This window comes from Natrinema saccharevitans, assembly GCF_001953745.1.
GTDB classification, from domain to species: Archaea; Halobacteriota; Halobacteria; order Halobacteriales; family Natrialbaceae; genus Natrinema; species Natrinema saccharevitans.
This window is the reverse complement of record NZ_LWLN01000001.1, coordinates 15,100-36,748: the sequence shown is the minus strand read 5'-3', so window position 1 is coordinate 36,748 and position 21,649 is coordinate 15,100. Positions and strand designations below refer to the sequence as shown.

The following is a 21,649-nucleotide window of genomic DNA, read 5'->3' as shown; positions in this document are numbered from 1 at the left end:
CGCACTCCACATCGGTCGTCGGCCTGCTCGCTCACCCTTCGGGTTCGCTCGCGGTGAGTATCGGGTAAGCGCCTGCCCTCCCCCGGATCACGCGACTCTCGCAGTTGCTCGAGCCGCGCTCTCGGCCATCGACATCGCGGCTGCGATCAGACCGCGCGGTTGTGGAATGCCGCGCCGTCCGCGAGCCGATCGACGTTCTCGCGGACGATGTCGCCGGTGTCCCGGAAGTAATCTCGCGTGTAGGCGGCGCAGTGGGGCGAAACGATCACCTCGTCCATCCCCCACAGCGGTGAGTCCTCGGGCAGGGGCTCCTCCTCGAAGACGTCCAGGGCAGCTCCCGCGAGGGCGTCGGCCTCGAGCGCGTCGATCAGCGCCGATTCGTCCACGACCGACCCGCGAGCCACGTTCACGAAATAGGCGTCGTCGCGCATGGCGTCGAACGCCACGGCGTCGAAGAAGTGGCGCGTCTCGTCGGTCAGGGGAACGGTGACGATCACGAACTCGACGTCCGCGATCGCCTCGAGCAGCCGGTCGTTCGCGTAGACCTCGTCGAAGCCGGGGACGGGGTCGCCGGAGCGTCGGACCCCCCGCAGGGCCACGCCGAGTCCGCCCAGCGTCTCTGCGACGCCCGTTCCCAGCGTCCCCGTACCGACGACGCAGGCCGTCGCCCCCGGCAGCGTGAACGCCGCGTCCCACTCGGGTCGGTCCCAGCGGCGCGCCCGCTGGTTCGCGACGTGATCGTGCAATCGACGGGCGAACATGAGGAGATAGCCCGCGACCGTCTCGCCGACGGACCGGTCGTGGATCCCCGTACTGTTCGTCAGGACCACGCCGTTGGCCTCGAAGGCGTCGAAGGGAAACCGGTCGACCCCCGCCTGTATCGAGTGGACCCAGTCGACCTCGAGGAGGGCCGCGCGGTGCTCGAGGGTGACGACCGCGTCGCTGGCGGCGATCCCGTCGTCGTCGATCACCGAGACATCGACCGGCAGGTCGGCGAGGTAGTCGGCCAGTTCAGCCGGCGGAAATACGTCGTCGACGGACTCGTGGATCCCGAGTCGCTCGAGTTCGAACTCCATGGGCGTCGCTACGCGCGAATCGCGGTTGAAAGTTTGCCACCGAGAAAGCGACATGGAAAACGGATGGAATCGGGTACTGGTGGCCGAACGTATAGACGGCTCTCCGGTGGCAGAACGATGGTGGCTCAGTGAAAGGTTTCATCACAAAGGGCTAAGCGGGGGTAACTTTCGTCATCGCCACCTAGCGGTCGTAGATCAGCCGTCCGCAAAAACCTCACGGACGAGGGTCCGACGGCCGACCGTCACAGCGAGAACTGACTGACTACCACGTCTCGAGGTCGCGCAACTCCGTTGCGACGGCCTCGATCTCGGCGGGCGCGAGCGCGCCGCGCTCGGTAACGATTTCCGTCACGCAGTCGGCCGGCGTCACGTCGAAGGTCGGATTCAGCGCGTCGATCGCGGCGTCACCGTCGTACACCGCCGACCGGTCGCCGGACTCGAGGGAGACGGCCTCGCGGGTCGAGACCTTGGCCGTGGCGGCGACGACCGACACCGGAATCGCCTCGCGAGCGGCGGCGACCGCGAGCGTGCGGGTTCCGGTCTTGTTCACCACCGAGCCGTCGGGGAGGACGGTGTCGGCCCCGACCACGACGCGGTCGACGTCCTCGCGTGCGAGGACGGCTGCGACGGCCGCGTCGGTGTGGACCGTCACGGTGCAGTCGGTCGTCGCCGCCAGCCGTTCGGCGACGTCGATCCCCTCGCGGGCGGGGCGGGACTCCGCGACGAAGACCCGGGACGGCTCGCCCGCCTCGAGCGCCTCGAGGACGGTCCCCGAGCGCGAGAGCGTCGCCACGCTCCCGTCGAGGCGATCGGCGGCGTTGGTAGCGGTCTCGGTGTCAGCCGCGAGCGCGCGCTCGATCGTCGACAGCGCCGACTCGAGGACGGCGGGCGCGCCCCAGTCGTCGCGGTCGTCCCCGGCAGCGCCGGCCATCGCCCGGTTGACCCGGTTCCGGAGGACGGCCATCGACGGACGGGCCTCGAGCAGTCGACCGGCGAGTTCGGTGAGTTCGTCCCGCTCGTCCGCGGGCCGTGGGCCGGGCTCGCGGGTGCCCCGCTCGCCGTTCCGAGGCGACGATGTCGCCTCGCTCACGGGTTCCCCGTTCGCTCGAGGGATCTCCGATCCCTCGCTGCTCTCCTCCCGCTCCGCGACGAGCAGGCCCGCGCGGTCGCGCAGCACCTCGAGCGCGCGCACCGACAGGAACGCGGCCCCGTGTTCGTCGTCGGCCGCGATCGACCGGACCGTCGGCGCGACCCGCTCGTAGGCGGTCCACAGTTCGGGGACCGTCTCGCGGTCGTCCTCGAGGATCGCGGTCGGCGGGGCCCACTCGGCGGCGTCGTGTTCCTCGCTCAGTTCGATCTCCCTCGTGTCGCAGTCGAACAGATAAGGGTGAACGACCCACTCGCGCTCGAGGTCCGGATCCTCGAACGCGACCGGCCGCCCGGATCGAACGATCGAAACCGTCTCGCCGGGCTCGAGGCCGGTCTCCTCGCGGATCTCCGTGCGGACCTGTTCGTCGGGGTTCCCCGCCGCGAACCCGGAGACGCCGCCCCACTGGCCACGGTAGGTGCCGACGGCGTCGCTGCGGCGCAAGCAGCAAACGTCGCTCCGATGACGGAGGAACGCGGTGACGACGTGAGCCGGGTCGTCGCTCGTGGTGTCGGTGTCCGGGCACATACGATGGCCCACGGCGACCGGGAAGGTGTCGCTTTCGAACGCGCCACTGGGACCGCGCGGGACTCGTCCCGAACCCGTCCGCGAGGCAAGCGGCGACTCAGCACGACTCGAGCGAGCGGGGCGGCGACCGGGGATCGGCCGCCGACGAACGCTTTTCGGAACTGCGGACGAACGCACAGCTATGACGCGTATCGCGATCGTTTCCGACACCCACGTGCCCACTCGAGAGTCGGCGCTTCCCGCGTGGGCCGTCACCGAGATCGAGGCGGCCGATCACACCATCCACGCGGGCGACTTCGAGTCGTTCGGGGCCTACGAGCGGTTCGTCGACCTCACGGGCGGCGAGTTGACCGCCGTTCGGGGCAACGTTGATCCGGCGACGCTCGACGCGCCGACGACGGCCACCCTCGAGGTCGACGGCGTGCGGTTCGTCGTCACCCACGGCGACGGATCGTCGGGCGACTGGCGGGAGCGAGTCGTCGAGACGGCCCGCGAGAACGCGGGCGCGGCGGCCGACGCGACGCTCGTCGCCGTCGCCGGTCACACCCACGCGGTGGTCGACGAGACCGTCGCGTTCGACGAGGGCCGCACAGCCGGTCGCGTCCGGGTGCTCAACCCGGGGAGCGCCACCGGCGCTGCGCCCACGACTCGCGAGACCATGTTCGTCGCCACCGTGACCGACGGCACCCTCACGGTCGAGCATCGAACCGGATAAGTCCGATCCGGGGAACGAAGGCGCGGATCTCGACCGGGAGACGACGGAGTATAAACCGACGGGAGCACAATCCGACGCGTATCGATGGGACCTCCCGAACGAACAGCCGCCGATTCCGGATCGAACGCCCGAATCGGCGTCGACGTCGGCGGTACCTTCACCGACGTGGCGCTCTCGATCGACGATCGCCTCGTCACCGCCAAAGTGCCCTCGACCGATCCCCAGCACCGCGGCGTCCTCGAGGGGATCGAGAAGGCCTGCGACGACGACGGCATTTCGCCGGGCGAGATCGACGGCTTCGCCCACGCGATGACCGTCTCGGTCAACGCCCTGCTCGAGCGCGGCGGCGCGAAGACGGCGCTCGTGACCACCGAGGGGTTCCGGGACGTCCTCGAGATCGGCCGGCAGGATCGGCCCGATCTGTACGACCTCGAGGCCGCAAAGCCCGAGCCGCTGGTGCCCCGCGACCGGCGGTTCGAGATCGACGAGCGGACGACCGCCGAGGGCCTCGAGCGGGCAGTCGACGAGAGCGACGTTCGCGATCTGGCGGCGACGCTGCGCGAGCGCGACGTCGAGGCGGTCGCGGTCTGTCTCTTGCACTCCTACGCCGACCCGGACAACGAGCGCGTCGTCGCCGAGACGCTTCGCGAGGAACTCGCGGTGCCGGTCTCGGCATCCCACGAGGTCCTCGCGGAGTTCCGCGAGTTCGAGCGGACCTCGACGACCGCCGTCGACGCCTACGTCCGCCCGGCGATCGACCGCTACGTCGGGCGGCTGGTCGAGGAAGCCGACGCGGCCGGGATGCCGGCTCCGCGGATCATGCAGGCAAACGGCGGCATCGCCGACCCCGAGACGGTCCGGGACCACGCGGTGACGACGACGCTGTCGGGGCCCGCTGCGGGCGTCGTCGGTGCCGCGGCGACCGTCGACGACGCCGACGTCGCGGGGCTCGTGACCTTCGACATGGGCGGCACCTCGAGCGACGTGAGCCTCGTCCGGGACGGGCGGACCGAGCGGACGACCGACGCGGAGATCGACGGGCTGCCGATCCGGACGCCGATGGTCGACGTCAACACCGTCGGCGCGGGCGGGGGCTCGATCGCGTGGGTCGACTCCGGCGGCGCGCTCCGGGTCGGCCCCGAATCGTCGGGTGCGGAGCCGGGGCCGGCCTGCTACGGCCGCGGCGGAACGGAGCCGACCGTGACGGACGCCAACGTCGTCCTCGGCTACATCGGCCCCGAGACGGCGCTCGGCGGCGAGATGACGCTGGACGTCGACGCCGCCCGAGCGGCCCTCGAGGGGCTCGCCAACCAGGCCGGCTTCGACGGCGCGCTCGAGGCCGCCCGCGGGGTCTACCGGGTCGCGAACGCGACGATGGCGCGGACGATCCGCGCGGTGACGGTCGAGCGCGGCCACGACCCTCGCGAGTTCGCCCTCGTCGCGTTCGGCGGCGCGGGACCGATGCACGCCGCGGCGCTCGCCGACTCGCTGTCGATCGACCGGGTCGTCGTCCCGCGACCCGGCGGCGTCCTCTCGGCGTACGGCCTGCTCGCGGCCGACGAGAGTTACGACGCCGCTCGGACCGTCGGCGAAGAGCTCGCGGACGCGGCCCCGGCCGACCTCGAGGGGGTCTACGACGACCTCGTGGCCGACGTGCTGGCGGACGCGTCGGATCCGGACGCCGCCGCGGTCGATCGCGCGGCCGACTGCCGGTACGCGGGCCAGAGCTTCGAACTGACCGTCCCCGTCGGCGACGGGTTCGACCCCGCGGCGGTCGCCGAGCGGTTCCACGCGGCCCACGAGCGGGCCTACGGCTACAAGATGGACGAGGAAATCGAGGTCGTCACCCTCCGCGCGACGGCGACGGTGCCCGGTTCGGAGCCGACGATCCGTCATCGCGGCGCGGGCGACGCCCGGGTCGGGACCCGGACGGCGCACTTCCCCGCGACCGGCGACCGAGCGCGCGAGGCCGCCGTCTACGATCGGGACCGGCTCGCGCCGGGCGCGACCGTCGACGGGCCGGCGATCTTAGAGCAGGCCGAGAGCACGACGGTCGTTCCCCCGAACTGGGACGGCGAGATCCTCGCCGACGGCACGCTCGTCATGACGCGCGGAGGTGAGTCCCGATGACGGACGCGAGCGAGGGCGTCGATCCGGTGACCCTCGAGGTGTTGCGCAACCAGCTCGAGAGCGTCGCCGAGGAGATGGGCCAGACCCTGATCCGGGGCGCGTACTCGCCGAACATCAAGGAGCGGCGGGACTGCTCGACGGCGCTGTTCGACGCCGACGGGCGGATGATCGCGCAGGCCGAACACATTCCAGTTCACCTCGGCGCGATGCCGGCCGCGGTCGCGGCCGTCCGCGAGCGCGACCCGCAGCCGGGCGACGTGTTCGTCCTCAACGACCCCTTCACCGGCGGGACGCACCTGCCGGACGTGACGACGGTCTCGCCGATCGCCCCGGACCCGGGCGGTTCCGAGGACGGGAGCGGTGACGGGGAGATCGTCGGCTACGCCGTCTCTCGAGCCCACCACGCCGACGTGGGCGGGATGACCCCCGGCAGCATGCCCGCCGGCGCGGAGGAGATCTACCAGGAGGGGCTTCGGCTCCCGCCGACCCGACTCGTCGCCGGCGGCGAGCCCCGGGAGGAGGTCCGCTCGCTCGTCCTCGCGAACGTCCGCAATCCCGACGAGCGCCGGGCGGACCTGCGCGCCCAGCAGGCCGCCAACGAACGCGCGGAGAGACGGCTCGCCGACCTCTTCGCCGACCACGGCCGCGAGACGGTCCTCTCCGGGTTCGACGCCGTGATCGGCTACTCCCGCGAGCGACTCGCAGACGAGATCGCGGCCCTGCCCGACGGGGTCTACGAGGCGACCGACGTCCTCGAGGGCGACGGCGTGACCGACGACGATATCGAGATCGCGGTCGCGGTGACGATCGACGGCGAGTCGATCGACGTCGACTTCTCGGGGACGGCCGACCAGGTCGCGGGCAATCTCAACGCGCCGCTTTCGGTCGCGAAAAGCGCCGTCTACTTCGTCGTCCGCTGTCTCACCGACCCCGAAATCCCGCCGAACCACGGCTGTTACGAGCCGGTTCGCGTCAGCGCGCCCGAGGGATCGCTGCTCAACCCGACCGCGCCGGCCGCCGTGGTCGGCGGCAACGTCGAGACCAGCCAGCGCGTCACCGACGTCGTCTTCACCGCGCTGGCCGAGGCCGCGCCCGACCGCGTCCCCGCGCAGGGACAGGGCACGATGAACAACCTCACCATCGGGGCGCGGGACGGCTCGTTCGCCTACTACGAGACGATCGGCGGCGGCTTCGGCGCGCGCGCCGAGCGCGACGGCATGGACGGCGTCCAGGTCGGCATGACCAACACGCTCAACACGCCCGTCGAATCCCTCGAGACGGAGTACCCGCTCCGGGTCGAGCGCTACGCGCTCCGCGAGGGCAGCGGCGGGCGCGGCCGCCATCGGGGCGGCGAGGGCCTCGAGCGCGCGGTGACCGTCGAGAAACCCGCGACGGTGTCGCTGTTGACCGAACGTCGCCGCCACGCGCCGAAGGGCGTCGCGGGCGGCGGGGACGGCGCGACGGGCGAGAACCTGATCGACGGCGAGGCGGTGCCCGCGAAGACGACGGTCGACGTCGACGCCGGGACGACCGTCACCGTCAAAACGCCTGGCGGCGGCGGACACGGCGATCCGGGCGAGCGGAACGCGAAATCGGTCGAGACCGACCGAGCCGCCGGAACGCACGGTGAGTCGATCGACCGAAACGAGTCGTAACCGGCACGCAGCAGGGCGGCAACGGTATATTCAGCCACACGTTCCGGACGGCGGGAACGTTTTAGAGGGTACACGCCATGCCTAGTGGTAGCATGGAAAAGCGAAGTGTCGACGAGATCGAAAACGTCCCTCATTTCATGGGTATCAACAGCCGCCGCAAACCGCTCTCGCGAGCCATCGAGGAGATGGGCTTCGCGATGGTCCACTTCGAACTCGAGCCCGGCGAGTCGTTCTCCGGCGGCCACCACACGCACCACGATCAGGAGGAGTTGTTCTACGTGATCGATGGGACGGCCACGTTCGAGGTGAAATCGGGGCCGGGTGCCGAGCCCGAAACCCACGAGGTCGGCCCCGGCGAAGTCATTCACTTCGAGCGCGGCGGTTCCTATCAGACCGGCGGTAACGAGGGCGACGAACGAGTCGTCGCCGTGGCGCTCGGCGTCGGGGAGCCCCGCCACGGATGGGCAGACACGAAGGTACTGTTCGACTGTGAGAACTGTGGGCGAGAAACGGTCCACGACATCGAAGCGGTCCGCCCGGAAGACGAGCGGATGCCCGAACCCGACGAAACGGTCATCTCCTGTCAGGACTGTGCAACCGTCGCGGAGCTATAGTCCGTCAATCGCTGGCTCCATTCTCCGGTGACGGTGCGTTTTTAGCGCCGCTCCCCCACGCACCGGTATGGAACTCAACGGCGTGGCGGACCTGCCCGAGGTCCGCCCCGGCGACGACATCGCCGCCCTCGTCGCGGACCGGGCCGCCCTCGAGCCCGGCGACGTACTCACGGTCGCGAGTACGATCGTCTCGAAGGCGGAGGGCCGAACGGCGGACTTAGAGGAGTATCCCGTCAGCGGGCGGGCCGAGGAGATCGCCGACCGGATCGAGGCGGTCGCGGGCGAGGAGAAGGACCCGCGGTTCGCGCAGGCGGTCTTGGAGGAGAGTTCGGAGCTGCTGATCGACTGTCCGTTCCTGCTGGCCGAGACGCGGTTCGGCCACATCGCGCCGAACGCGGGGATCGACCGCTCGAACGTGCCCGGTCACGACATCCTCCTGTTGCCGCGCAAACCCAGCGAGAGCGCCGAGCGGATCCGCGCGGGACTCGCGGCGCGGGGCCACGAGGGCGTCGGCGTCGTGGTGACCGACACCTGCGGGCGACCGTTCCGACACGGCCAGACCGGCGTCGCGATCGGCTGGGCCGGGCTGCCCGCCAGCCGGGACTGGCGCGGCGAACGGGACCGGGACGGCCACGAACTCGGCGTCACCGTCCAGTCGGTGATCGACGAACTCGCCGCCGCCGCGAACCTCGTGACCGGCGAGGGCGCGGGCGGGACCCCTGCAGTCGTCGTCCGCGACTGGGAGTTCGGCGACCACGAGGGCAGCGACGAACTGTTCCGGTCGGTCGACGACGACCTGATACGACAGGCGCTGCGGGAGTGGAGGGTCGACGAATGAGCGACGACTCGAGCCAGCCGACCTGGGGGATCGAACTCACGCCCGAACACCCGCCGGAGCGGATCGCCGACCTGGCCGCGCTCGCGGAGGACGAGGGGTTCGACGTCGCGTTCGCGAGCGGCCACTACTTCAACCGCGACCCCTTCGTCGTTTGCTCCCGGATGGCCGACGCCACCGACGACCTGCGGCTGGGGCCGGGCGTCGTCAACCCCTACGAGACTCACCCGGTGAAACTCGCCTCGCAGACCGCGACGATCGACGAGATCAGCGACGGCCGGGCGGTCTTCGGCGTCGGTGCCGGCGACCGCTCGTCGCTGTCGAACCTCGGCATCGAGCGCGACAGCCCGCTCCGGCGCGTCCTCGAGACGTTCGACCTCGCGCGGGACCTCTGGAACGGCGAGACGGTCACCCACGAGGGGACCTTCGCCGCGCGGGACGCCTCGCTGAACCTCGAGCCCGTCGGGGAGATTCCGGTCTACGTCGGCGCGCAGGGACCGCACATGCTTCGAATGAGCGCGAAACACGCCGACGGCGTGCTGATAAACGCCGCGCATCCGAAGGATCTCGAGTGGTCGGCGGAACAGGTCGCGCAGGGACTGGCCGAGCGGCCCGACGAGCGCGGCGCGTTCGAGTCGCTCGCCTTCGCCAGCGTCAGCGTCGCCGCCGACGAGAGCGAGGCCCGCGAGGCGGCCCGCCCGCCAGTCGCCTTCATCGTCGGCGGAGCCGCCGAGCCGGTCCTCGAGCGACACGATATCGACCGAGAAGCAGCGAGCGCGGTGAGCGAGGCCCTCGAGCGCGGGGACCTGCCCGAGGCGTTCGGCCGCGTCACACCGTCGATGATCGACGCCTTCTGTATCGCCGGGACGACCGAGACGGTCGCCGACCGGTTCGCGGCGGCGCTTTCCCACGTCGGCGGAATCGTCGTCGGCTCGCCGCTGGGACCGGACCTCGAGGACGCGGTCGAACGGGCGAGCGAGGCGCTGGCGCGCGCGAGCGACGATCGCTGAAAACGAGCGGGGGTCAGTTCGCAGTGAAGAGGTTGCCGACCGCGCCGAGGGTGAGTGCACCGAAGACGACCATCGCGAAGACCACGAGGAGGCCGCCGATCAGGACCAGCAACGGCGCGAGGCCGTCTCCGGCAGCGACGTCACTGAAGAGTTCGATCATCTCGGAGAGGTTGTCCACGACGATGTTCGACGGTGTGATGGTGTCCATATGCGGGGGTTGTTATCGGGACTACTTGTCCGTGCCGGTCCCGCCCCGTCGATCGACCACACGGCCCTCGGCGGAGCGATTAAGCCGCTCCCGTTCCAACACCGACCCGTGACTGAGGACGCGACGCTCTCGGCGTTCGACGACCGGACGGCCACCGAATCGGACGGCGACGGCTGCGGAGCCGAGACCGACGCGGCAGGGGGCGACTCGAGTCCCGGCGACGGAAAGACCGCCCGCTCGACGTACGCGTGGGGAACGTATACGTGCGGCTGCTGTGAGGCCGCTGTCGACCGGGTCTGGCGGGCAGACGGCGACCTCGTCTGTCCGGACTGCAAATCGTGGTAATCGGCGACTGCCGGCGGTAACGGCCGGCTTCTCGGGGCTGTCCTGCGGGCGGGCTCCCGAAGTTTTATATCTTCGTCGCGGCTTTGTACACGTGCAATGGCGAAAGGTACGGTCGACTTCTTCAACGACACTGGCGGCTACGGCTTCATCGAAACTGACGACGCGGACGAGGACGTGTTCTTCCACATGGAGGACATCGGCGGTCCTGACCTCGAGGAGGGGCAGGAACTGGAGTTCGATATCGAGGAGGCTGAAAAAGGGCCACGCGCGACGAACGTCGAGCGGCTCTAGGCCGTCCCGCACGGAGGTATCGTTTTCCGACTGCTACCCGGGTAGCTGCGGCACTGTCGACGATTGCGAGCGACGATCGGTCGATCAGCTACCGATACGCCTCACTGAAGTGGTAACTCCCATGACACAAAACATATGTCTCGGAGCGCCGGAAAGCTTAGTAACGGCCGAGTCGCCCGCCTCCCCGCGGCCAGTGACGAGAGCATGACCGATACCAATCCGACGCCGGACCCGAGTACCGATCCACAGACCGACGGCGACACCCTCCGGATCGACACCGTCGAACGGCTCTGTACCGACATCGAGCGAAACGTCGCCGACGTCATCGTCGGACACGAGGACGCCGTCGAACACGTCGTCACCGCCCTGCTCGGACGCGGCCACGTCCTGCTCGAGGACGTGCCCGGGGTCGGCAAGACCATGCTCGCGCGCTCGATCGCCAGATCCGTCGACTGTTCGTTCAGTCGGGTCCAGTTTACCCCCGATCTCCTCCCGACCGACGTCACCGGCGTCAACGTGTTCAACCAGAAGACCCGCGAGTTCGAGTTCCAGCCCGGCCCCGTCTTCGGCAACATCGTCCTCGGCGACGAGATCAACCGCGCGCCGCCGAAGACGCAGGCGGCCCTGCTCGAGGCGATGGAGGAAGAGCAGGTCACCACCGACGGCGAGACCCGCGAACTGCCGACGCCCTTTACCGTGATCGCCACCCAGAACGCCGTCGAGCCCAACCGGACCTACGAGCTGCCCTTCGCCGAGGTCGATCGCTTCATGAAGAAACTCCACCTGGGCTACCCCAATCCCGACGAGGAGGCCGAACTGCTCGGCCGGACCGTCGGCGATCACCCCATCGAGTCCCTCGAGTCGGTGACCGACCGCGAGACCCTCGTCGCTGCCCGCGAGACCGTCTCGACGGTTCGGGTCGCCGAGCCGGTCCGGGAGTACGTCACGCGGCTGGCGGCCGACACCCGCGAGAACGCCCACATCGGCGTCAGTCCCCGCGGGACGATTTCGCTGCTGCGGGCGGCTCAGGCCAGGGCGGTCACGAACGGTCGGGAGTACGTGACTCCCGACGATGTCGAGACCGAGGCGCGGGTCGTCCTGAGCCATCGGATCAAGACGAACAGTCGCGACCGCGACGGTCTCGCGGTCGTCGAGGACGCACTCGAGCGCGTCCCCGTCGAATGAGACTCACGCGCCGCGGCTGGGCCGCCGTCGCCGTCGTCCTCGCGGCCGCCGCGATGAGCTGGCGGTTCGGGCCGCGCGCGTTGAACGCGGTCGTCGTCCCGCTGCTCGTCGTCCTCCTCGCCGGGGTCGTCGTGGTCGCCCGCGCCGAACGGCCCAGCGTGAGCCGCCGCCCGCTCGCGGAGGGGTTCGTCGGCGAGGAACGAACGGCCGCGGTCGCGATCGAAACCGACGGGGCCGTCGCCGCGACGGTGTCCGATACCGTCGGCGACGGCCTCTCGGCGCTCACGACTCCGTACACGGAGACGACCCTCGACGGCGAAGCGACGGTCGCCTACGACCTGCGACTCGAGGCGCGTGGCCGCCGTCGAGTCGGACCGCTCTCGATCGTCGTCAGCGACGTCGTCGGCCTCGTCGAACGGCGGTTCGAGTACGAGGAGGCGACGACGGTCCTGGTCTACCCCCGGGTTCGGGCCCTCGACGACGGTCCCGCGGTCGATCGGCGGACGCTCGCCGGCGTCGCCGACCGACGGACTCGCGAGGAGTTCGACCACCTCCGGACGTACCAGCGCGGCGATCCGCTCCAGGACGTCCACTGGAAGAGCGCGGCCAAACGCCCCGACGAGGACCTCGTCGTCACGGAGTACGCCGACGACGCGGCCGGTGCCGTCACGATCGCCGCCGACTGCCCGGCCGACCGCGACGACGGGGCCGACGAGATGGCGTCGGCCGCCGCCAGCGTCGCGACCGCCCTCCTCGAGCGGGGAGCGACGGTCGGGCTCGTCACGCCCGACGCGACGCACCAGCCGGGATCGGGCCGTGCCAATCACCGGGACCTGCTCGGACTGCTCGCCGTCGTCGAGGCGGGCGAACTCCCCGAACGGGACCGCCGGGACGCCGACGTCGTGGTCCGGACCGAGTCGAGCGGGACGACGATCGCGGTCGACGGCCGCGAGATCCCATTCGACCGGCTGTTCGGAACGGAAAAGCCGGACCGCCGTTCCGATCGGGCTGGAGACGGCGACGCGCGGGCCGACCGCGAGCCCGGCGACCGGTCGGAGGTAAGCGCATGAGTACGGACGCCTCGAGCCGTACCGGGGAGCGGACGGTCGCGATCGATACCGACGGGACGGTCGACGCCGCCCGCTGGCTGGCGCTCGGCTGCGTACTGGCTCTGACGGCGTCGTACGTCTCGGTCCTGTACGGCGTGACACAGGTCGTCGGCGGCAGTCGGTCGCTGGTGGCGATCGTCGGCCTGAGCCTCGCCGCGGCGACGGTCCTCGCGGGCCTGATCCGTCCACGAACGGCGGCGGCCGTCGCCGCGACCGGTGCCGGAGTCGGGTTCGCCTACTACTTCACGTCGGCCGGCGTCGAACTCGGCGTCGTTCTCACCGCGACCGATCAACTGGTCTCCGATACCGTCGCGCTCGCGACCGGGCTCCCGCTGCTCCGGATGGTCCAGGCCGGGACCTGGACGCTCGGGTTCGCGCCCGCCCCCGTGTTCCTGTCGTGGTATCTCGCCGTCCGCGGGCGGTACGCCGCGAGCGTCGTCCCCGGCGGCGCGGCCTTGTGCTTTCTCGTCCTGACCGGCGACGCGGGGACGCTCGCCACCCTGACCGGCACCCTCGCGGCCGTCGGCGCCGTCGCCTTCGGCGAACTCCGACGACGCGGCGGCTCGATCGCTCAGGCGGACCTGCTCGCGGTCCTGTTGGCGGTGACCGTCGCGCTCTCGCTGTCGGTCTCGGTCGTCCCCGGCGAGCCGAGGGGACCGACACACCTGATCCAGGGCGAACCCGGGAGTCTCGAGGCGACGATCGACTCAGCACCTCAGCGCTCGGGTATCTCGGGACAGGTGGACCTCTCGCCCGAGGTCAGGTTCACCGTCGAGTCAGACGAGCCGAGCTACTGGCGGACGGGCGTCTACGATCGGTTCACCGGCGACGAGTGGGTCCGGACCGGACAGGACAGACGATACGACGGGCAGCTGGCCCGGCCCCCCGGCGGCGGCGACACCGTCACGCAGACGGTCACCGCCGAGACGGAGCTAGGCATCATGCCCGTCGCCGCCCAGCCCGTCGATCTCGGCGGCGAGGTCACGCGGCGGACGACCGTCTCCAGACACGGCCAACCCCGGCCCGAAACGCCGCTCCAGCCGGGCGACAGCTACACCGTCGAGAGCGCGATCGTCGACCCCAGCCCGGCTGCGCTTCGGTCCGCGGGGACCGACTACCCCGACCGGATCAGCGACGCGTACCTCCAGACCCCCGAGGACACCTCGAGCGCGTTCGACGACCGGGTCGACGTGATCACCGCCGACGCCGATACCCCCTACGACAAGGCGGTCGCGATCGAGGACTACCTCGAGTCGACGAAAGAGTACTCGCTCGAGGTGTCCCAGCCGTCCGGCAACGTCGCCGAGAAGTACCTGCTGGAGATGGAGGCGGGCTACTGCGTCTACTTCGCGACGACGATGACCCAGATGCTCCGCGAAGAGGGGGTGCCAGCCCGCTACGTCACCGGGTATACGACCGGCCAGCGGGTCGACGACGATACCTACGTCGTCCGCGGACTCGACGCCCACTCCTGGGTCGAGGCTTACTTCCCGGACCACGGCTGGGTCCGGTTCGATCCGACGCCGGGCGGCACTCGGAGCGACGTCCACACCGACCGCCTCCGGGACGCCCGCGCGAACGGCAACGAGGACGCCGACACCGACGAGAGCGCCGACGTGCCGATCGACGGGAACGATTCCGGAAGGGACGAGGGACCGCGACCCAGTGACGGAACCGACCCCTTCGACGGAAACGAGACCGAGCCGAACGACCCGTCCGACGCGCCGGAGCAGCGAAACGACACGGACCCCGGCGGCAACGCCACGAACGACACCGACGGGCCCGAGACATCGTTCAACGGACCCACCGTCGACGACGGGGACGACCGCTCCTGGCTCGAGCGCCTCTCGGCGGTCGCGCGCGAGTCGGTCGCGCTCGGGGTCGTGGCGCTCGTCGGCCTCGCCGCGGGGGCGCGCCGAACGGGCGCGGTGGCGCGACTCCGGCGCGAGGTCGGCGTCTACTGGCACGGCTCCCGAGGCGACCCCGATAGCGACGCCGAACGCGCGTTCGAGCGCCTCGAGCGGCTGCTGGCTCGGCAGTACCGGCCCCGGCGGCGCTCGGAGTCGGCCCGAGCGTATCTGACGGCCCTGTCCGAGGCCGCCGACGAGGGCGAGCCGCCGACCGATCCGCGCCTCGAGCGCGTCCTCGAGGCCTACGAACGGGCGACCTACGGCGGGGGCGTCGACAGGGCGGACGCCGACGCGGCGATCGCGGTCGTCGACGACCTCGCCCGGGAACGACTCCCGGTGATCGGCCGTCGGGAGTGACTGCGGCTCCGTTTCGCTTGCGGTTCAACGATGCCGGAAGGGGCAACCAACTTCGATTTCACCAGCTCTTCGGCTTGCCCCTTCAAAAAGAACCACGCGAAGGCATGCGGGTCCCGATAGTGTTTAATATGCCCGTTTCATACCAACGAACGTAATGTCGGAAGTCTGCTCGACGTGCGGGCTGCCCGAGGAACTCTGCGTCTGCGAGGACGTGGCCAAGGGCCAACAGCAACTCAACATCCGCATTGACGAGCGCAGATACGGGAAAGAGGTAACGATCGTCGAAGGATTCGATCCGAAGGACGTCGATCTGGACAGTCTCTCGTCGGATCTCAAATCAAAATTCGCCTGTGGTGGCACCGTCGAGGACGACCAGATCGAACTCCAGGGCAACCACACCGGCCGCATCGAGGAGTTCCTTCGGGACCGCGGCTTCAACGTCGCCTGATGCCCGCGATGCTCTGAGACGACTTCCGAACCCACGACCGCAGCGCTCCTTCAGTATCCGTTTTTCGCGTCGCCTCACGAGAGCCGCTGCTATCGGTCGATGTCGGCGTTAGAAGGGGGATTCCCGCTCGACCTCGTCGTCCCCGCCGTCGTCCTCGCGGACGAGTCCGAACTTCAGCCCGTACTTGTCCAGCCCGCCCGCCATGCTCTCGACGCGGGCGTCGGCGGTCCCCTCGTAGGTGCCGATGAGCTGGGCCGCCTGGACGCTCGCTTTCCCGTGGGGACAGACCGTGACGATGCGGTCCTCGCCCTCGAGTTCCTCGAGCCGGTCCATGAGCTGATCGAAGGGGATGTTCTCGCTGTCGGGAATGTGACTGTGTTCGAAGCTCCGCTCGTCGCGGATGTCGACGATCCGAACGTCCGCGTCGTCCTCCAGGAGTTCCTTGACCTCGTCGGGAGAGATTTCGCCGTCCATTACCGGAACGATTGGCGTCGACGCGAATAAGAACCGGGGTTTGGCCACTCGGGGATCCGGTCAGCCGGCCGCGAGTCCGACCCGTCGGGCTCAGAGAACGCCGTCCTCCTTCGCGAGCAATAGCCCCGTGAGAGTCGCGTCGTTCGTCGGCCCCTCGCGGACGCGCTCGAGCGCCTCGCTCACCGGGACCGTCCGGACCTCGAGGAACTCGTTGTTGTCCAGTTCCCGCTCGCCCGGCTCGAGCCCCTCGGCGTAGACGATTCCGCGGTCGTGTCGCAACACGCCCGTCGCGACGGCGTACTCCTGTAACAGGGCCGTACTCGAGGGACGGAAGCCGGTCTCCTCCTCGAGTTCGCGGGCCGCCGCCGCCGTGTAAGACTCGCCGTCCTCGACGATCCCCGCCGGCAACTCGAGGTGTGTCTCGCGGATCGTCGGCCGGTACTGCTCGACGAACAGGAGGCGATCGTCGTCGCCGTCCGCGTCGGCGAGAACGCTCCCGTCGACCCGTGCGACCACGACTACCGCGTCCGGCAGTTGGGCCCAGTAGTAGCGCTTTTCGGTCCCGTCGGGCTGTTCGAGCAGGTCGTATCCGCCGTCGTACCAACTCGTCTCGTACTCGGTCCGCTCCTCGAGCAACGCCCACTCGTCGGGTGCAGTCATCGTCGGAGCGTAGGCGCTCGAGGGGCTAAGCGATAGTGGTCGAACGCCTCGACGAGTGGAGCCGTCGACTACTGGTCGATCGTGACTGGATCCGTGACATCGAGCCATTCGAGGTCGGCTCCGACACGTTGGAGGCCGGAATCGTGGGTCCAGAGGCGAGAGACATCGTATCGTTGCATCGCAGCCAGTACCGTCGCATCACGGCCGCCAATGCCTGCGTGGGGATACGAGTTCAGCACGTCCGTTGCGGCTTCGACGTCGTCCGGCGTCAAATCGGCGACGAGAACGTCTTCGAGTCGCAGGAACCGATCGATTCGGTCACGCGGCTCGTCGAGTTGCGTGTGGAGGTAGTGGACGACTTCCATCTGTAGCACCGTCGTGGTAAATAGCGGTTCGCTTTCGAGGAGTGGATCGATCGTTTCCGCGACCGCATCGTGTTCCTCGAGGGTCCGGTCGAGGTAATAGATCCAGACGTTCGCATCGAAACAGTGCATCGTTACGCGTCCGGCAGGTCCGACGTCCAGTCAGCTTTCAGGTCCGTCGGATCGATCGACGGCGCATCGTCAGCTTTCGAGTCTTCGGTGAGACAGCCTCGCATCGACTCGGTGAAAGCCGAGCGGGAGACGCGGGGCCGAACGATAACCGTACCATCCTGGACATCGATGCGAACGCGTTCACCCGGTTCGAGGTTCAGCCGGTCACGGATTCGCCGGGGAATCGTTATACGTCCCTTCTCGTCGAGCCGGCGCTCCTCTCCGTCGGCGCTCATGGTTCCCACTAGGGTGGGAACAAACAAGACGCTTTCTCCTAGACGATCTCCCGATACAACCGCCCGAACGCCTGCCGCCGGAGCGTCGCGACCGCCGCCTCGGGTTCGTTTTGGAAGGTCGCGGCGACGGCGTCGCCGTCCGGCCCCGAGTGCCAGACGACGCGGTCGACGTCCTCGTGTCCGACCGTCGTCACCTCGCCGTCGTACCCCGCCCGCCACTCCTCGAACTCCTCGCGAGATCCCACGTGAGCCTCGAGCAGGCTGGCGAAAAGGGCGTCCCGAGCCGTCTCGACGACGTCGCCGGTGACCCGATCGTCGTACTCCTCGCGATCGAAGTCCATGGCCTTCGCGACCTCGCGGACGACCGTCTGTGCCGCGGGCCCGACCGACTCGTAGCGTTCCCGCGCCTCGGCGGCCGACTCGAAACTGAAAATCCCCTCGGTGTGCATGTTCGGACGATCGGCGGACTGGCAGTTACGCGTTTTCGTTCCCGTCGGTGCCGTCCGCCGAGTCGGTCCCTTCGTCACCGTCGGCGGTCTCCATCTCGCGGGTCAACTCGGCGGCCTCTTGCAGGACGTCCGCCGCTTCGGCCGTCAAGTCACCGCGGCCAGGGCCGCGGCTCCCCCGCCCGACCGTCCCCTCGAGCGAGTCCGGACGGCCCGGCTCGCGACCGTGGCCGTGATCGTGACCCTCGAACTCCGGCGTGTCGATCTCCTCGGCGTGCGGACTGACGCGCGCCCCGAGTTCCTCGGGGCTACAGTCGGCCCAGTCGGGGGCGTGTTCCTCGAGCCACTCGCGGTGTTCCTCGCGGCCCAGCGACGCGGTGATCGCGAGGTGGTTCGCGAGATGGACCGCGTCGGCCTCCTCGGCCTCACAGACCGGACAGGCGTATCCCATACCCGAAGCTACGGTCGCGGACGGTAAAACGTCCCGCTACTCCACCTTCCGGATCATCACGATCGCGTCCTCGCCGTCGCCGTAGTACGCCGGCACCCGGCGGAGCGGCTCGAACCCGAACTCCCGATAGAGTCGCTTGGCCCCGTCGTTCGAGCACCGCACCTCGAGTTTGACCGTTCCCGCACCCTGAGCCGCGAGGACGCCGAGCGAACGGGACAGCAATGCGGAGCCGACGCCGGCACCGCGGTGGTCGGGATGGACGGCGACGTCCTTGACGTGACCCAGCGCCCGGCCGATCTGCTGGGTCACGTCGGAAACGATATACCCGGCGACCTTGCCGTTGATTTCGGCGACCAGAAACCCAGGGTCGCCGAGAAAGCCCTCGAAGGCGTCGTACGGCCACGGCTGAGAAAACGAGTCGTTCTCGATGCGAACGACCGCGAGCAGGTCCGCCCGCTCGGCGGGCCGGATCGATACCTCCTCGCCGTCCTTCGGCGCGAACGTCGTCACAGCCAGAGGTTACACGCCGAACAGTAAAAGCCGTACGCGTCCCGGCGGTCGCGGCGTCGACGCCGCGGCCGACTCGAAGTAGTCCACTGGCTTCGACAGGGCCATCTATTCGTCGTCTTCCGTCTCGTCTTCGATACGGGAACTCGCTCCGCCGGGTTCGCCGCCATCTCGAACGCCGCGGTCAATTCTGTGTGGGCGTCAGGTCGAGTTCCTCCACGTGCTTCGGGACGTACTCCTCAGAGAGGTTATCGAGTTCGAGTTGGAACCGAACGCTCTCGGGATCCTCCCGGTCGGCCGTCGCGTTGACAACGGCGACGGACTCCCACTCGAACGTCTCGTCCACTGCCTTCCACTCGACGTAATCGTACATCGTGTGTGCAGTGACCAATAGCAGTCGAGCCAATAGCCGCACCCACTTAGACTGCACGTCCAGCGTACCGACCAGGATTCCGGCTACCGAGACCGGCGAGACGGAACCGGGCCCGATTACCGTCCGTTCCATCCGGTCGCCGTACCCACCGCGCGCGAGAACGATCGGGAGCCATCACCCCGCGAATCGGCCGGTTCCCGGCCCCGCTCGAGCGTAGATCGGTGCCGAACCACCAGCGCGACCCACGGATCACCGGCCGCCGCCGGCGTTCGTACCCCATCTACCGGCTGATTTTGCTCCAAAGAGATTGAGATAACTCGATGCCGACTCACGGGTTTGTCGGTGGGACTCGGTTCACGACCGCTGACCGTCGTACCCCTCCTGATCGATTCGGCCCGGTCAGAAACGAGCGATCCTGCGACCGACGGTCCGCCTCAATCCACGTCAACCGCCACCCGGCCGACATCGATACGCCGGGAGTTACAATCCGAGACGGCTATCGTATCCGTTGTGACCCCCCGCACCCGCTTTCGTGAATCACCACCGTGGAGCCGTTGGCTCCCCCCTTCCATGGGCTGGGCCGACTCGAACCCCGAGATGGGACGTCCACGTCGTCGACCCGCAACGCCACCACACCGATCGGTAACTCACGATCGTTTCGATCGGTCGATCCGTCAGAGATAACGGCATAATACTCCTGTAAGAGAGAACATGGGTATCGCTTGCAGCCGAAGCGATACTTATACCGCCGGACTCCAAAGGGCGGTCCATGACAGACGCAGCCGAATGCAAACCGGAGCCGCTCGAGCAGGATACGGAGGAGCGCGACGACGCCCACCTCGACGACATCGAAGAAGGGGCCGGCTGTACGGAAATATGGGAACATCTCGCCGAGAAGCGCGAAGAGTAATGCGAGAGCTTCGCCACGGCAGCGACCTTTTTGACCGGCACTCCCGTATTCAGATGCATGACTGACAACCGGTTCGGAGATCGTTCGTCCCGACGCGGCGAAAACGGTCGTTCGATCCCGACGGACCGAGAATCACCCGTCGGCGCACCAGTCATCCGAGGCGACGAATCGGTCGCGGGAACACATGCCCGCGAGGCCGTCCAGTTCGATCCTGACGATCCCGAGAGCCTCGCTGACGCCGCCGAGATTGTCCGCCAGTTTGCAAGCGGTGCAACCAACGACGATCACCTGTACATGCTCCGCGGGGCGGCTGCCTGTGCCGCGCTCGTTCGCGGCGAAGGATCCTACAAAGCAGCCGCTGAACGGGCCGGCGACGAGGCTACCGTCTCCTTTATTCGCAAGTGGGCTCGCGTCCACGATCTGCCGCGCTCGGTACGTAAACAGGTCGCGATCGGACAAATCGCGCCGACGGCTGCCAAACACATCGCCCGCGTCGGTGGCGAAGCACGACTACTGCTGGCCTGGGCAACGCTCGACGGCGACCTCACAGTCCGTGACGTCCGAAGCGTCGCCAGTGCGATCAACGACGGCGACTCTATCCAACGGGCCCTCGCGGATCACGGCGTTACTCTCGGAGAACTCAGTCTCACCCTCTCACCGACGACCTATCGCGACCTCCGACGACGGGCGTCGGTCGACGACGTCGAGCCGGGCCGGATCGTCACCGAAGCGCTCGAACAGTACTTCGAATAGCAGTCCCGGGCGACGAAGAAAGAAACGTTTAACCGCCACTCACTGAAAGTAGTGAACACAGGGCCGGTAGCTCAGTTTGGCAGAGCGTCTGGCTTTTAACCAGACGGTCGCGTGTTCAAATCGCGCCCGGCCCGCTACCCTATTGAGAGAATTTTTCAGCTGCAGCAGGATCAGTGGATCTGTATGCAGAGAGATTGCAGTCGCTACCTGAATCGAATACGGAATCAATCGGCTGTTCGAAGCAAGTCACTCGTTAGACGAACGAGTCAAAACGATAGCCGTCGTCGTTGAAAAACCGAAAAAGCCAAGGGCCGGATTTGAACCGGCGATGGGCGGCTCTGCAGGCCGCTGCGTTCGGCCGGACTCTGCCACCTTGGCGCAGTTTAGCCTTGTTACTGCGTTCGTTTAAGCATAGCGGTACGGATCAACCCTTGTTCCGGATCGAAGCACAGTATAAATACAGAAAACCCCGACAGCCACTGGGGTGCAGTGGCTGTTCGGAGTTAAGTAGGTATGAGTAGTGGCGGCGAATCGGGGTTCCCAGAGGGTCGCCCACTCCAGTACTGACCGAAACGCAGGCGAGCTTATCTTCCGTGTTCGGGATGGGTACGGGAGGCACCTCGCCGCTATGGCCGCCGTAACGCCGACCGACGGACTCGAACCGTCGTCAAACCCTAATCGGTGTCTGTCCAAGACCGAGTGTACGTGTAGTCCAGTTTGCGTCCGGACCCGTTCGCGCGTCA

25 protein-coding genes, 2 tRNA genes and 1 rRNA gene are annotated in these 21,649 nt (G+C 68.5%); 15 read left to right on the top strand and 13 right to left on the bottom strand.

The features are described 5' to 3' along the window. Window positions 1-146 precede the first annotated feature (146 nt). Together ddh and A6E15_RS00195 are read right to left on the bottom strand one after the other, a co-directional pair. Window positions 147-1,076 (bottom strand): D-2-hydroxyacid dehydrogenase, encoded by a 930-nt coding sequence (ddh, locus tag A6E15_RS00200; protein ID WP_076142846.1) that lies wholly within the window; start codon window positions 1,074-1,076, stop codon window positions 147-149. Between the two features lie 262 nt (window positions 1,077-1,338). Beyond that, a complete protein-coding gene (locus A6E15_RS00195) occupies window positions 1,339-2,751 on the bottom strand; it encodes an NUDIX domain-containing protein (protein ID WP_076142845.1) in 1,413 nt (470 codons plus the stop codon). Between the two features lie 181 nt (window positions 2,752-2,932). On the opposite strand from A6E15_RS00195, the gene A6E15_RS00190 reads away from it, so the two are divergent. From A6E15_RS00190 to A6E15_RS00165, 6 genes are all read left to right on the top strand, one after another. Continuing rightward, entirely contained in the window at window positions 2,933-3,466 is a 534-nt protein-coding gene (locus A6E15_RS00190) for a metallophosphoesterase family protein (protein WP_076142844.1), read from the top strand. Between the two features lie 84 nt (window positions 3,467-3,550). Then, window positions 3,551-5,596: a hydantoinase/oxoprolinase family protein gene (locus tag A6E15_RS00185; protein ID WP_076142843.1), complete on the top strand. Its 2,046-nt coding sequence runs from the start codon at window positions 3,551-3,553 to the stop codon at window positions 5,594-5,596. After that, window positions 5,593-7,251: a hydantoinase B/oxoprolinase family protein gene (locus tag A6E15_RS00180; protein WP_076142842.1), complete on the top strand. Its 1,659-nt coding sequence runs from the start codon at window positions 5,593-5,595 to the stop codon at window positions 7,249-7,251. Before A6E15_RS00185 ends, A6E15_RS00180 begins: the two co-directional genes overlap by 4 nt. 92 nt (window positions 7,252-7,343) lie before the next feature. Then, on the top strand, window positions 7,344-7,865 hold the full coding sequence (locus A6E15_RS00175) for a cupin domain-containing protein (protein WP_076142841.1): 522 nt from the start codon (window positions 7,344-7,346) through the stop codon (window positions 7,863-7,865). A 67-nt stretch (window positions 7,866-7,932) separates the two neighbouring features. Next, the gene (locus A6E15_RS00170) at window positions 7,933-8,703 is read left to right on the top strand and encodes a coenzyme F420-0:L-glutamate ligase (RefSeq protein WP_076142840.1); all 771 of its coding nucleotides are present in this window, start codon (window positions 7,933-7,935) and stop codon (window positions 8,701-8,703) included. After that, entirely contained in the window at window positions 8,700-9,710 is a 1,011-nt protein-coding gene (locus tag A6E15_RS00165; protein WP_076142839.1) for a 5,10-methylenetetrahydromethanopterin reductase, read from the top strand. The genes A6E15_RS00170 and A6E15_RS00165 overlap by 4 nt, the downstream gene beginning before the upstream one ends. A gap of 13 nt (window positions 9,711-9,723) precedes the next feature. Here A6E15_RS00165 and A6E15_RS00160 read toward each other — a convergent pair whose 3' ends face one another. Then, window positions 9,724-9,918, bottom strand: coding sequence for a hypothetical protein (locus A6E15_RS00160; RefSeq protein WP_066302856.1), 195 nt, complete (start codon window positions 9,916-9,918; stop codon window positions 9,724-9,726). Between the two features lie 108 nt (window positions 9,919-10,026). Between A6E15_RS00160 and A6E15_RS00155 the strand changes: the two genes are divergently transcribed. From A6E15_RS00155 to yciH, 6 genes are all read left to right on the top strand, one after another. Further along, window positions 10,027-10,263 (top strand): DUF7573 domain-containing protein, encoded by a 237-nt coding sequence (locus A6E15_RS00155; RefSeq protein WP_076148112.1) that lies wholly within the window; start codon window positions 10,027-10,029, stop codon window positions 10,261-10,263. Window positions 10,264-10,359: 96 nt separating this feature from the next. Continuing rightward, window positions 10,360-10,554, top strand: coding sequence for a cold-shock protein (locus A6E15_RS00150; RefSeq protein WP_006180449.1), 195 nt, complete (start codon window positions 10,360-10,362; stop codon window positions 10,552-10,554). 204 nt (window positions 10,555-10,758) lie between these two features. Next, window positions 10,759-11,739: an AAA family ATPase gene (locus A6E15_RS00145; protein ID WP_076142838.1), complete on the top strand. Its 981-nt coding sequence runs from the start codon at window positions 10,759-10,761 to the stop codon at window positions 11,737-11,739. Then, a complete protein-coding gene (locus tag A6E15_RS00140; RefSeq protein ID WP_076142837.1) occupies window positions 11,736-12,809 on the top strand; it encodes a DUF58 domain-containing protein in 1,074 nt (357 codons plus the stop codon). The genes A6E15_RS00145 and A6E15_RS00140 overlap by 4 nt, the downstream gene beginning before the upstream one ends. After that, on the top strand, window positions 12,806-15,115 hold the full coding sequence (locus A6E15_RS00135) for a transglutaminase TgpA family protein (protein WP_076142836.1): 2,310 nt from the start codon (window positions 12,806-12,808) through the stop codon (window positions 15,113-15,115). Before A6E15_RS00140 ends, A6E15_RS00135 begins: the two co-directional genes overlap by 4 nt. A gap of 154 nt (window positions 15,116-15,269) precedes the next feature. Further along, on the top strand, window positions 15,270-15,563 hold the full coding sequence (gene yciH / locus A6E15_RS00130) for a stress response translation initiation inhibitor YciH (protein WP_006180453.1): 294 nt from the start codon (window positions 15,270-15,272) through the stop codon (window positions 15,561-15,563). Window positions 15,564-15,671: 108 nt separating this feature from the next. On the opposite strand, the gene A6E15_RS00125 is transcribed toward yciH, so the two are convergent. The 8 genes from A6E15_RS00125 to A6E15_RS00090 all read right to left on the bottom strand — a co-directional run bounded on the left by A6E15_RS00125 (window position 15,672) and on the right by A6E15_RS00090 (window position 19,276). Beyond that, window positions 15,672-16,037: a rhodanese-like domain-containing protein gene (locus A6E15_RS00125; RefSeq protein WP_076142835.1), complete on the bottom strand. Its 366-nt coding sequence runs from the start codon at window positions 16,035-16,037 to the stop codon at window positions 15,672-15,674. Between the two features lie 90 nt (window positions 16,038-16,127). Beyond that, complete coding sequence (locus A6E15_RS00120; RefSeq protein WP_076142834.1) at window positions 16,128-16,697, bottom strand: NUDIX hydrolase; 570 nt, start codon at window positions 16,695-16,697, stop codon at window positions 16,128-16,130. Window positions 16,698-16,765: 68 nt separating this feature from the next. After that, window positions 16,766-17,191, bottom strand: coding sequence for a type II toxin-antitoxin system VapC family toxin (locus A6E15_RS00115; protein ID WP_076142833.1), 426 nt, complete (start codon window positions 17,189-17,191; stop codon window positions 16,766-16,768). Between the two features lie 2 nt (window positions 17,192-17,193). Then, on the bottom strand, window positions 17,194-17,466 hold the full coding sequence (locus A6E15_RS00110; RefSeq protein WP_139326548.1) for an AbrB/MazE/SpoVT family DNA-binding domain-containing protein: 273 nt from the start codon (window positions 17,464-17,466) through the stop codon (window positions 17,194-17,196). A 38-nt stretch (window positions 17,467-17,504) separates the two neighbouring features. Then, window positions 17,505-17,915, bottom strand: a complete 411-nt coding sequence (locus A6E15_RS00105) for a DUF5809 family protein (RefSeq protein WP_076142831.1) — start codon at window positions 17,913-17,915, stop codon at window positions 17,505-17,507. Window positions 17,916-17,940: 25 nt separating this feature from the next. Further along, on the bottom strand, window positions 17,941-18,363 hold the full coding sequence (locus A6E15_RS00100) for a DUF5810 domain-containing protein (protein ID WP_076142830.1): 423 nt from the start codon (window positions 18,361-18,363) through the stop codon (window positions 17,941-17,943). Between the two features lie 36 nt (window positions 18,364-18,399). Continuing rightward, window positions 18,400-18,873 (bottom strand): ribosomal protein S18-alanine N-acetyltransferase, encoded by a 474-nt coding sequence (rimI, locus tag A6E15_RS00095; protein WP_076142829.1) that lies wholly within the window; start codon window positions 18,871-18,873, stop codon window positions 18,400-18,402. Between the two features lie 181 nt (window positions 18,874-19,054). Beyond that, a complete protein-coding gene (locus tag A6E15_RS00090) occupies window positions 19,055-19,276 on the bottom strand; it encodes a DUF6360 family protein (RefSeq protein ID WP_394329273.1) in 222 nt (73 codons plus the stop codon). A 736-nt stretch (window positions 19,277-20,012) separates the two neighbouring features. Here A6E15_RS00090 and A6E15_RS20675 point away from each other — a divergent pair. From A6E15_RS20675 to A6E15_RS00080, 3 genes are all read left to right on the top strand, one after another. Continuing rightward, entirely contained in the window at window positions 20,013-20,153 is a 141-nt protein-coding gene (locus tag A6E15_RS20675) for a hypothetical protein (RefSeq protein WP_175607179.1), read from the top strand. A gap of 57 nt (window positions 20,154-20,210) precedes the next feature. Further along, window positions 20,211-20,906, top strand: a complete 696-nt coding sequence (locus tag A6E15_RS00085) for a DUF7119 family protein (protein ID WP_076142827.1) — start codon at window positions 20,211-20,213, stop codon at window positions 20,904-20,906. A gap of 60 nt (window positions 20,907-20,966) precedes the next feature. Continuing rightward, a tRNA-Lys gene (locus A6E15_RS00080) sits at window positions 20,967-21,040 on the top strand. 168 nt (window positions 21,041-21,208) lie between these two features. Here A6E15_RS00080 and A6E15_RS00075 read toward each other — a convergent pair. Both A6E15_RS00075 and rrf read right to left on the bottom strand, forming a co-directional pair. Further along, window positions 21,209-21,284, bottom strand: a tRNA-Cys gene (locus A6E15_RS00075). Between the two features lie 140 nt (window positions 21,285-21,424). Continuing rightward, window positions 21,425-21,546 (bottom strand): 5S ribosomal RNA (gene rrf / locus A6E15_RS00070). Window positions 21,547-21,649: the final 103 nt, after the last annotated feature.

Excerpts from the sequence above, each read along its gene's own strand:
- ddh (WP_076142846.1), bottom strand. The coding sequence starts at position 1,076 with ATGGAGTTCGAACTCGAGCGACTCGGGATCCACGAGTCCGTCGACGAC.
- A6E15_RS00195 (WP_076142845.1), bottom strand. The coding sequence starts at position 2,751 with ATGTGCCCGGACACCGACACCACGAGCGACGACCCGGCTCACGTCGTC.
- A6E15_RS00190 (WP_076142844.1), top strand. The coding sequence starts at position 2,933 with ATGACGCGTATCGCGATCGTTTCCGACACCCACGTGCCCACTCGAGAG.
- A6E15_RS00185 (WP_076142843.1), top strand. The coding sequence starts at position 3,551 with ATGGGACCTCCCGAACGAACAGCCGCCGATTCCGGATCGAACGCCCGA.
- A6E15_RS00180 (WP_076142842.1), top strand. The coding sequence starts at position 5,593 with ATGACGGACGCGAGCGAGGGCGTCGATCCGGTGACCCTCGAGGTGTTG.
- A6E15_RS00175 (WP_076142841.1), top strand. The coding sequence starts at position 7,344 with ATGGAAAAGCGAAGTGTCGACGAGATCGAAAACGTCCCTCATTTCATG.
- A6E15_RS00170 (WP_076142840.1), top strand. The coding sequence starts at position 7,933 with ATGGAACTCAACGGCGTGGCGGACCTGCCCGAGGTCCGCCCCGGCGAC.
- A6E15_RS00165 (WP_076142839.1), top strand. The coding sequence starts at position 8,700 with ATGAGCGACGACTCGAGCCAGCCGACCTGGGGGATCGAACTCACGCCC.
- A6E15_RS00160 (WP_066302856.1), bottom strand. The coding sequence starts at position 9,918 with ATGGACACCATCACACCGTCGAACATCGTCGTGGACAACCTCTCCGAG.
- A6E15_RS00150 (WP_006180449.1), top strand. The coding sequence starts at position 10,360 with ATGGCGAAAGGTACGGTCGACTTCTTCAACGACACTGGCGGCTACGGC.
- A6E15_RS00145 (WP_076142838.1), top strand. The coding sequence starts at position 10,759 with ATGACCGATACCAATCCGACGCCGGACCCGAGTACCGATCCACAGACC.
- A6E15_RS00140 (WP_076142837.1), top strand. The coding sequence starts at position 11,736 with ATGAGACTCACGCGCCGCGGCTGGGCCGCCGTCGCCGTCGTCCTCGCG.
- A6E15_RS00135 (WP_076142836.1), top strand. The coding sequence starts at position 12,806 with ATGAGTACGGACGCCTCGAGCCGTACCGGGGAGCGGACGGTCGCGATC.
- yciH (WP_006180453.1), top strand. The coding sequence starts at position 15,270 with ATGTCGGAAGTCTGCTCGACGTGCGGGCTGCCCGAGGAACTCTGCGTC.
- A6E15_RS00125 (WP_076142835.1), bottom strand. The coding sequence starts at position 16,037 with ATGGACGGCGAAATCTCTCCCGACGAGGTCAAGGAACTCCTGGAGGAC.
- A6E15_RS00120 (WP_076142834.1), bottom strand. The coding sequence starts at position 16,697 with ATGACTGCACCCGACGAGTGGGCGTTGCTCGAGGAGCGGACCGAGTAC.
- A6E15_RS00115 (WP_076142833.1), bottom strand. The coding sequence starts at position 17,191 with ATGCACTGTTTCGATGCGAACGTCTGGATCTATTACCTCGACCGGACC.
- A6E15_RS00110 (WP_139326548.1), bottom strand. The coding sequence starts at position 17,466 with ATGAGCGCCGACGGAGAGGAGCGCCGGCTCGACGAGAAGGGACGTATA.
- A6E15_RS00105 (WP_076142831.1), bottom strand. The coding sequence starts at position 17,915 with ATGCACACCGAGGGGATTTTCAGTTTCGAGTCGGCCGCCGAGGCGCGG.
- A6E15_RS00100 (WP_076142830.1), bottom strand. The coding sequence starts at position 18,363 with ATGGGATACGCCTGTCCGGTCTGTGAGGCCGAGGAGGCCGACGCGGTC.
- A6E15_RS20675 (WP_175607179.1), top strand. The coding sequence starts at position 20,013 with ATGACAGACGCAGCCGAATGCAAACCGGAGCCGCTCGAGCAGGATACG.
- A6E15_RS00085 (WP_076142827.1), top strand. The coding sequence starts at position 20,211 with ATGACTGACAACCGGTTCGGAGATCGTTCGTCCCGACGCGGCGAAAAC.